The 8,154-nt window shown below is 67.1% G+C and carries 7 protein-coding genes and 1 pseudogene; 1 reads left to right on the top strand and 7 read right to left on the bottom strand.

Features of this window, described 5'->3' with window-relative positions:
• Window positions 1-2,141: 2,141 nt before the first annotated feature.
• Window positions 2,142-2,459, top strand: a complete 318-nt coding sequence (locus BM396_RS32500; protein WP_139239608.1) for a hypothetical protein — start codon at window positions 2,142-2,144, stop codon at window positions 2,457-2,459.
• Between the two features lie 19 nt (window positions 2,460-2,478).
• Here BM396_RS32500 and BM396_RS31585 read toward each other — a convergent pair whose 3' ends face one another.
• The 7 genes and pseudogenes from BM396_RS31585 to BM396_RS31555 all read right to left on the bottom strand — a co-directional run.
• On the bottom strand, window positions 2,479-2,670 hold the full coding sequence (locus BM396_RS31585) for a hypothetical protein (protein ID WP_043388220.1): 192 nt from the start codon (window positions 2,668-2,670) through the stop codon (window positions 2,479-2,481).
• Window positions 2,671-2,903: 233 nt separating this feature from the next.
• Window positions 2,904-4,322: a phosphomannomutase gene (locus BM396_RS31580; protein WP_043388222.1), complete on the bottom strand. Its 1,419-nt coding sequence runs from the start codon at window positions 4,320-4,322 to the stop codon at window positions 2,904-2,906.
• A 192-nt stretch (window positions 4,323-4,514) separates the two neighbouring features.
• Window positions 4,515-4,835 (bottom strand): hypothetical protein, encoded by a 321-nt coding sequence (locus BM396_RS31575; protein ID WP_043388224.1) that lies wholly within the window; start codon window positions 4,833-4,835, stop codon window positions 4,515-4,517.
• A gap of 14 nt (window positions 4,836-4,849) precedes the next feature.
• Window positions 4,850-5,602 (bottom strand): FkbM family methyltransferase, encoded by a 753-nt coding sequence (locus BM396_RS31570; protein WP_043388225.1) that lies wholly within the window; start codon window positions 5,600-5,602, stop codon window positions 4,850-4,852.
• A 49-nt stretch (window positions 5,603-5,651) separates the two neighbouring features.
• Window positions 5,652-5,993, bottom strand: coding sequence for a hypothetical protein (locus BM396_RS31565; RefSeq protein ID WP_043388227.1), 342 nt, complete (start codon window positions 5,991-5,993; stop codon window positions 5,652-5,654).
• Window positions 5,994-6,192: 199 nt separating this feature from the next.
• Window positions 6,193-6,987, bottom strand: coding sequence for an ABC transporter permease (locus tag BM396_RS31560; RefSeq protein ID WP_043388228.1), 795 nt, complete (start codon window positions 6,985-6,987; stop codon window positions 6,193-6,195).
• Window positions 6,988-7,071: 84 nt separating this feature from the next.
• Window positions 7,072-8,154 (bottom strand): annotated as a pseudogene (locus tag BM396_RS31555) (glycosyl transferase); the annotation flags it as partial.

Raw genomic sequence — 8,154 nt, 5'->3', positions numbered from 1 at the left:
ACCCTATCGGAAATGCGGCTGTCGCTACCGCATGCGGCTATAGGCCTAGAACCGAGTGTCGGTGCGGACCCCGATCTGAAACCCTCCTCATGCGAGGCTCTAAATCGCAAACTTGAGGATATCGCAGTGACGGAGCCAGCGGCCGTCAAGGTTGCCGGACGGCGTAAACCCTCGCGGGACGGTAACCGGCGTCCCGAGGCGTCTGTGCCCTTTTCAGAGTGGACACGCGACCTTCAACGTACCCATGTCCAAGACCTGATCGATCGCTTGCCAAATTCCGGGTGGTATGCCCGATGCAGTGAACGCGGCTGCGAGGCGCGCGCGGCTTTCATCTGCGCGGACGAGGGACACACGTTCTGCCGCCCACATCGGCGATACGCGTACGAGGCCGTGGCGCTTGCCGCCTTTGGACTCGGACCAGAAGACTGGGCGGGTAGGCCGGAGTGCGATGGCGATTTTCGTGGTTGGTGAGCACGCTGTGAATGCGGCCGGCGGAGAGGGCTCTCGGCGCATGTAACAGGGGTGGTCAGTGGTGGATCCAGCCAATCGAGACCGGACACGAGCGCCGGCGACCGTCAAAGCCTATTTTAAGCGAGGTACCCTTCTCCTGGAAATGGCGACCCGAGAGACCGGGATCGATCCGCTCACGCCGATTCAGTTCGCCGAGTGGTTCCTGGGCGAAAAGGATCGCTGGTCCCGGTCCACGATCCGGACTTATCGAGCCTCAATCCGGGAATGCCTCGTCTACCTCGGCATATCGAAGCCGGCCAGATCGAAGCTCATAGACACAGCTCTTGATCTCCTGGCTGAAGTGGTGGACCCCGAAACCGGCCGTCTCGCCGCCCCACGGGCCATCAAGACGCCTCGGCGCACAAGCGCGGACAAGCGGAAGTCCCTGACCGCGACCGAATTCAACGCGGTTGACGCGGCCCTCTTAGGCCTACGCCACCGGTACGCGTTCCTCGCGCGGCCCTACCTCTCCTACACGTCGCTTCTCGGGCTGCGTCCAAGCGAATGGCCAACGGCTCAGATCATTGGCACCAGCTTGGTCGTCCAGAACGGCAAAAATTCCAATGGCCGCGCGAACGGATCGACTCGGACGATCGAGCTGGACGCGTATTCCGAGGGCCACATCCAAGGGCTCGGCGAGTTCATCGCAGCGTTGGCACGGGCCACGGCCGATGGTGACTGGCGCCGGGTGCATGCCGGAATTCGCAGGGCTCTCCGGGCTGCCTGCATAGCGACGGGGATCCCCGGTTTGATCAGGAGGCCTGTCACTCCCTACACCTGTCGGCACGTCGCGGCGGCACGCCTGAAGGCTGCTAAGACCCGAACCGAGGTCGCGGCACTGCTCGGCCACGCGACCGACGAGACGGCCTTTCAACATTATGCGCCTCGTTCCGCAGCAAGGGGCTGGAAGCCGGTCCACACCCGAGCTTCAGAGGGAGCCAAAGATCTTATACGCTTACGCTACGTGTCATTCACTGATCGAGCGAGCCTCGTCCAGAATGCAAAAAGGGACCTCCCTCCGCCAACCCCAACCCCGTAGCGACTCGATGCAGGCTCGCCAGCACTGGCACGAACCCAACGTAAGCCGTTGTCGAGCGACACGGCAAACTGGGGTCCTTTCGCACTTCTGACGCAGGCGGGGCGTGCCCGGATCGGGAACGCCCCGTTTTCGATCCTGCCGGTTAACGCCTGCGCGCCTGTCGGCCAAGCCATAAGGCGCGTGAAGGCGGAGCGCGGGGTTCTGGCGGCGGGCGTGTCGTCGATCCAGGCGCAGCGAGGCGATTGAGGTTGATAAGAGCGGTCGTCACCAAGTGCTGTAGTCAAATCTCAGCCGTGCCGAATTGGCCAAGGCGAGATGGCGACTTCCGCGCAGCCACATCGCCCGCATCCCGCGCGACACGTGCCCTCGAAGCCGACTCGCCTTCCCCGGTCGGCAGTGCGACAGCTGGCTGACCCTCGCGCGCCCGTGCCGCCGTGTGCCCCATGTTCCTCTCACGAGCGCGGTGTCCCCAGGCGGCGCTCCGAGCGCGTGCAGCGCCATTGCAGGATGCAGGCATTGTGGTCCTCATCGCCAACCGGGTGTGCACCACCTTAGGTCCGAAGTTGCAGTCGAAATGCCGGATCCGGCTGCTGTGGCCGGCCGGGTCGACAGCGACCTAGCGATACCGATCGAGCTGGAAATCTTCGAGCGCGAATGCTCCCTCGGTGCCCGCCTCCAATTGGTTGTTCCCCGGCATTGGCCCGATGAGGTCGCCACCGTGATAAGCCATGGTCGACGCGAGGCCTTCAGCGTCGATGGACGCGACGTCGACGAGATCGTGCGCTTGGAGCAGGTCCTCCGCCGCGAGCGCGATGTGCCGCCGGCCGAGCACCGCGTGATTCGAGACCGGGCCGGGATCGACGCTCTGTGGGCGATCACCGGCGGCCGCCGTCGTGGTACCGCTCCGTGATGTGGACCTCGTGATCGATTCAGGCGATGCACTTCTTCGCGTTATGGACGTCCAGGTCGTAGGGCGAGGCGACCATCGTGTGGGCGGTCGGATTGCTGTCGGTCTCGGCGCGCCATCGGACCCGATCGTCTGCGTACAGTGCGTCATCGTCGCGTTCGTTGAGGCGGAAGTTCTGCAACCAGACCCGGCGCAGGAACGTGACGACCGGCACCTGCGCACTCGACGCAGCCGCACATCGATCTCGAAGCGGGCCTGCGCAGGCCCGTCGCGGCGGGGTACGCCGACCGGTAGCAGGGCGCGTGTGGCCATCGGGCATGTCGCGCGAAGCCCGTACGTTGGCCTTCCCCGCGCGGTCGCGCCAAGAGGCGAAGGTCGTCAGCGCGCCTTGAAGAGAGCCCCGGCTTCTTGCGTTGTTCGGGCATCGCTCCGAGGCTTCGTGAGGGTTTAGGCGTTTGCCGCCATCGCGGTCGCGGCGGCGGCAAGTCCCCATCGGACGAGGTCCTGCGCCTCCTGCGCCGACTTGGCCTCCGCATAGCAGCGCAGCTCGGGCGCATTTCCCGAAGCCCGGAAATGGATCGTGCGCCCGCCGTTCAGTTCGATCCGGATCCCGTCCTGCTGATCGATCGAGTTCGATGACCCAATCGGGCCGAGGAAGGCGGCGCGGTAGTCCGCATCCTGGAGGCGCTCGAGGAACGCGGTGCTGGTGTCGGACGGGGTGTTGGGCAGGCGGTCGCTCGCCATCTCGCCCGCATCTAGGGACGCCACGAGATCTGCGAGGGCGGTGCCGGTCGCGCGCGCCGCTGCCAATGTGGCGAGGATCGGCAGCATCGCGTCGCGCGTCGGAAGGGCGGCTAGAGTCCTACCGTGGAGCGTGACGTCCGATCCGAGCAGGAAGCCGCCGTTAGCCTCGAAGCCGGCGACGATCCGCGCCCCGGCGGACGTCGCCTGCTCCATGCCGGCGATGACGAAGGGCGAGCCGACCTTCGTGCGCACAACCGTCCGGAAGCCCCCGGACTGCTCAAGGGCCGAGCCGGCCGTGACCGGCACCACCACCGTGTCGGCGTCGAGGTAACGGGCGGTGATGAGCCCGAGCACGTCGCCCCGCAGGATCCGGCCGTTGCCGTCGGCCACCAGCGGCCGGTCGGCGTCGCCGTCCGTGGTCACAAGGGCGTCGAAAGACCCCGGTGCCATGACATCGCGGATGAAGGCGATGTCCTCGGGACGATGGGCTTCGGTGTCGATCGGCACGAAGACCTGCGACCGACCGATCGGCGTCACCTGCGCGCCGAAGGCGGCGAGCAGGTCGGACAGCAGGTCGCGGGCCACCGAGCTCTGCTGATAGACCGCGATGCGCAGGCCCTTCAGGATGTCCGGCGCGAAGGCGGCGGCGTAGCGCTGCTGGTAGCGCGTGATGGCGTCGGGCTCGGGCGTCGCGGACGCCGCCGCCGGTCTCTCGCCGCCGGCCGGGATGTCCGCCAGGGCGGCCAGGATGGCCACCTCGTCGGCTTTGGTGATCTCGCCGTCGGGACGGTAGAATTTCAGGCCGTTGCGATCCTCGGGGATGTGGCTGCCCGTGACCATGACCGCATAGGCGCCGCGCCGCATCGCTTCGAGGGCCAGGGCCGGGGTCGGCAGCGCGCCGCAATCGATCGCGGTGAAGCCGGCGGCCGCGGCCGCCTCCGCCACCGTGGCGGCGATCGCGGGGCTGCTGTCGCGCAGGTCCCGCCCGATCACCACCGCTCGGTGGGTGTCATCCGCCGAGACGGACCGGAAGAATGCGCTGGCATAGGCGTAGCTCGGCCCGCCGACGAGGTCGGTCACGAGACCGCGCAAGCCGCTTGTCCCGAATTTCAGACTGCTCACGAGATCCCCATCAGCTCCGTTTCGACGCACGCGCTCGCGATCGATGCCCCAAACCGTTCGCATTCTCAACGCTTGGGACCGGCGGATTGGCTCGGGCCGGGCGAGACTGGTCCGCCCCGGGACGCGGGCGGCGCTGCCTGGTGCGGCCCGCGCTCGGAACGCCTCTGTGCCGGCGGATCCGCCGCCAGCGCCTCAAGAGGCCGGTAACTGCTGTTCGAGATGCGCGCGCAGGATCGAGTATTGGCGGACGACGTCATCGAGCCTGTCGGCGTTCGCCTTGCTGATCGCCTCCGAGCCGAGCGGCGGGCGGTAGGTCGCCGCATAATGGGCGGCGTGCGCCTTCAGCTTCGTGGCGACGAAGTCCAGATCGGCCGACCAGACGGCCTGCGCCCGGACCTGCTGAAGGCGCCGGGCGATGGCGAGCCAGTTCAGGTCGAGGGCGATGCCGCTGCCCATCTCCTTGAACAGGTCGAACATGGAATCGAGGATCGCGATCGCGGTCTGTGCCGACATGGCCCCGCCCTCCGTCAGGACCGTGCGGCCACGAGATCCGGGCGCGCGTACCAATCGTCGAACAGGGAGAACTGACGAAAGCGCCGCCGGTAGCCTTGACCGGTCAGCAGCGCGTCGATCTTCTCCCGGCTGCCCGAGAAATTGTGCTCGACGCTGATCAGCGCGATGTCGTGACGCGTGAAATCGAAGCTCTGCAGCACGTCGAATTCGCCGCCTTCCACATCGATGCTCATGTAATCGATGCGCCGCGGCGCCCGCGCCTCCGCGAGGAACCGGTCCAGCGAGATCGTGGCCACCGGGTATTGCCGGCGATCCTGCCGGAACTGGGCGTGGAAGTCGCCGTCTGCGAAGTCCTCCATGCCGGAGAGTTCGCCGATGTCGACCTCGTTGAACAGCACCTCGATTCCGTCGGTCTTGTAGACGCACTTGTCGGAGATGTAGCAGTTGCGATTGCGCTGCAGCGCCGCGTGCCACGCCCGGGCGGGCTCAGCGAGGGCGCCCTGCCAAGCGTAGGTCTTCTCCAGCAGGAGCGTGTTGCTGAGGCTCACGCCGTCGCAGGCGCCGAACTCCACGAAATAGCCGTTCCGCTTCTCCTGAAGCTCATACAGCACCCACAGGTCCTGCAGCAGCTGCGCGTTGGAGTACGACGCCATCCGGGTAGCGAAGGACAGGAAGTCGAGTTCGGAGCCGAGGATGTGCGGGCGCGCGTCCAGATTGTCCCTCAGGTTGATCAGGGCATTGAACACCGTCAGGAGTTCGACATCCATGGTCCTCGGCTCCAGTCTCCGAACGGGGAACGCGCGCAAGCGCGGGGTGTCAGCGGTGTGCCGCCGCCTGGACCGGACTGCGCGGGCCCGCCAGGATCCGGTTCGATCCTTCGAACAGGATGCCGTGCTGGAGCGCGGCGGGGCCGTGATCCGGCACGGTCCGCGCCGCCCGGCGGATCGCGGACAGGAAGCGCTTGCGGCTGAATCCGTAGGGCCGCAGGCCTCCCACGAGCGCCTCGAGGAGAGTCGATGTCGCCTCGGACCGCGCCCGGGCCAGATCGCGTTCCTGCAGGGCGGCGTCGCGCTCGGCCCTGAGAAGGGTCAATTCGATCTGCTGCTGCTGGATCCGGCGGATGTACGTCGTATCGATCGCATGAACGGCATTCGTCATCGTGCGGCAGCCCTGCCCCGGAGCGGGTTGAGTTTTCTAGGCCCAAGGGTCCGTCTGCGGCCCCGGATCCGGATCGGCATCCGGTCTGGCCGGTCGGATGCCGCGGCTCCCGTGTGCCTCCGGTCGTGCCAGACCGGCCCGAGAATCGTGCCGACCGCGTCAGGCGCGGCTCTCGGGACAGGCGCAATGCCGCCCCGGCTCACCCCTGCATCTTGGTGACGACATGCTTGACGAGCAGCAGGCCGATGCTGGCGCAGGTCAATCCGAACATGACGACATAGAGGTAATCTACTTGGATACCGGCATAGGGATAGTATGCCGATCGAACCCATTCCGCCAACTGCATGGCGGGATTATACTTCATCCAGTAGTACACCTTGTCGGGCATATAACTCGGAAGGAACATGACGCCGCTGGACACGTACAGGATGATGCTGAACAGGGCGTAGCCGATCAGCCAGCCCGGGAAGAAACCGATGATCGCCACGTTGATCGTTCCGATCCCGACCCCCAGGATGATGGCGGCGAGATAGCCGCACATGGCCGTGAACGGTTCTGCGGGGACGGGATTGGTCCCGATGGCGATCAGGATGGAGCAGACGACCAGCAGCGCGAGGAAGCCGGTCACGATCTCCACGAGGATCCGAGCCAGGATCACGTCGAACAGCTTGACCTGTGGATAGTAGGTCAGCGGTCGGTTCATGATCACCGCCTTCATGACCTCGCGGGAGATGTACTGGAAAACCAGAACCGGAACCGCCCCGGTCGCGAAGAACAGGGCCCGGTTGTCGCCGAGCGGCGCCGCCAGCTTCTGGAACGTGTAGATGGCGATCAGCATGAAGACGTGCACGCAGGGCCAGAGCACGACCACGCCGTAACCCCAGAGCGAGGCACCGAATCGGGTGCGCATGTCCCGCAGCATCAGGGCGTGCAGGACATGCAGATAGGACTCGATCGGGCTCTTTTGCCCGGGAGCCGTCGGGAGGGCGGGCATCGATTTGACCTCGCGTTGCCGGGCCTGCTTCGACGAGAAAAGGGGCCAAAGTGCGTTGACCGGCGCGTCCCGCGCCGGTCGGCGTCAGGTGGTGAGAGCGTAGTAGCCGCGCATCAGGCTGTCAGAGGTGGCGACCCGGATCGGCGTGGCGACTCGGCCGCCGGCCGGAATGTCGAGGGCGAGCAGGCGGTCGTTGCAGGCGGCCGGGTCGGTGACGAGGGCATAGGGCAGGAGATGGCCGTCCGGGTCGGCACGCAGCCGCTCCGCCGGTTCGCCGAGGTCGAAGGCCGCCACCGGCAGGCCGGTGCGCAGCGCCAGCGACAGCGCATACGCGTAGGTCTCCGGCCAGATCGACGGCATCAGCACCAGATCGGCAGAGACCTTGGTCACGAGATCGAGGATTTCGTCATCCTCCCAATGACGGCCGGTCTCGGCGATCTGGAGGGCTGCCCGGGCGACCCGGTCGAGGGTCGGGTCGTCGGTGGAGTACCGCCCTGTCTCCGTGACGCCGGCCCGCTCCAGGCCGCCCGTCAGGGCCGGGTCGGAGAAGCCCACGATCGAGAAGCGCACCGGCAGGTCTCGCTTGCGCGCGTCCGACGCCAAAGCCTGCAGCAGCAAGCCGCCTTCGGGCAGGCTGATGCCGCCGAGCACCGCGACGCGGCGGACGCGTCCGGGCCGCTTTAGGGCGGTGGAGCGCACGCTGCGCTCCGGCTCGACATGCGGCCGGACCGTGACCGCGAGATCCGGGTACACGTCCCGGATCCGGCCCGCCGTGTCGGCGGACGGCGCGAACACCCGCGAAGCCCCCGCCAGGAACGCCCCGAACGCCGCCCGCCGCTCGCCCGGATCCGGCTCCTCGAACCCGTCCGCGTCCGAAGCCAGACAGGCCCGGCACGCGCTGACCGGCGCCAGCCCGCAATAGCGCCCGTCCGGCTGGACGAGGTGGTTGCGGTGGCAGACCGGCGAGTAGTCGTGCAGCGTCCAGGCGTAGGGCCGGCCCGACCCCGCCACCCGATCCATCAGCGCCCGCGCCGCCGCCCAGCGCAGCCCCGCCAGCGAGTGCACGTGGATCAGGACCGGCGCCAGCTCTGCGATGAAGCCGGCGAGTTCGTCCGCGTCCCGCGGCAGGTACAGGCTGTCGAGGTTGGGCAGGTACAGGAATTCGGG

It is taken from the genome of Methylobacterium sp. UNCCL125 (assembly GCF_900116795.1).
Taxonomy (GTDB): Bacteria; Pseudomonadota; Alphaproteobacteria; order Rhizobiales; family Beijerinckiaceae; genus Methylobacterium; species Methylobacterium fujisawaense.
The sequence above is the reverse complement of the archived record's forward strand: the minus strand, read 5'-3'. Positions and strand labels throughout refer to the sequence as shown.

What these genes read in the sequence shown, in the direction of transcription:
- BM396_RS31575 (WP_043388224.1), bottom strand. Translation starts at nt 4,835, where the DNA reads ATGTCGGCACAGACCGCGATCGCGATCCTCGATTCCATGTTCGACCTG.
- BM396_RS31570 (WP_043388225.1), bottom strand. Translation starts at nt 5,602, where the DNA reads ATGGATGTCGAACTCCTGACGGTGTTCAATGCCCTGATCAACCTGAGG.
- BM396_RS31565 (WP_043388227.1), bottom strand. Translation starts at nt 5,993, where the DNA reads ATGACGAATGCCGTTCATGCGATCGATACGACGTACATCCGCCGGATC.
- BM396_RS31560 (WP_043388228.1), bottom strand. Translation starts at nt 6,987, where the DNA reads ATGCCCGCCCTCCCGACGGCTCCCGGGCAAAAGAGCCCGATCGAGTCC.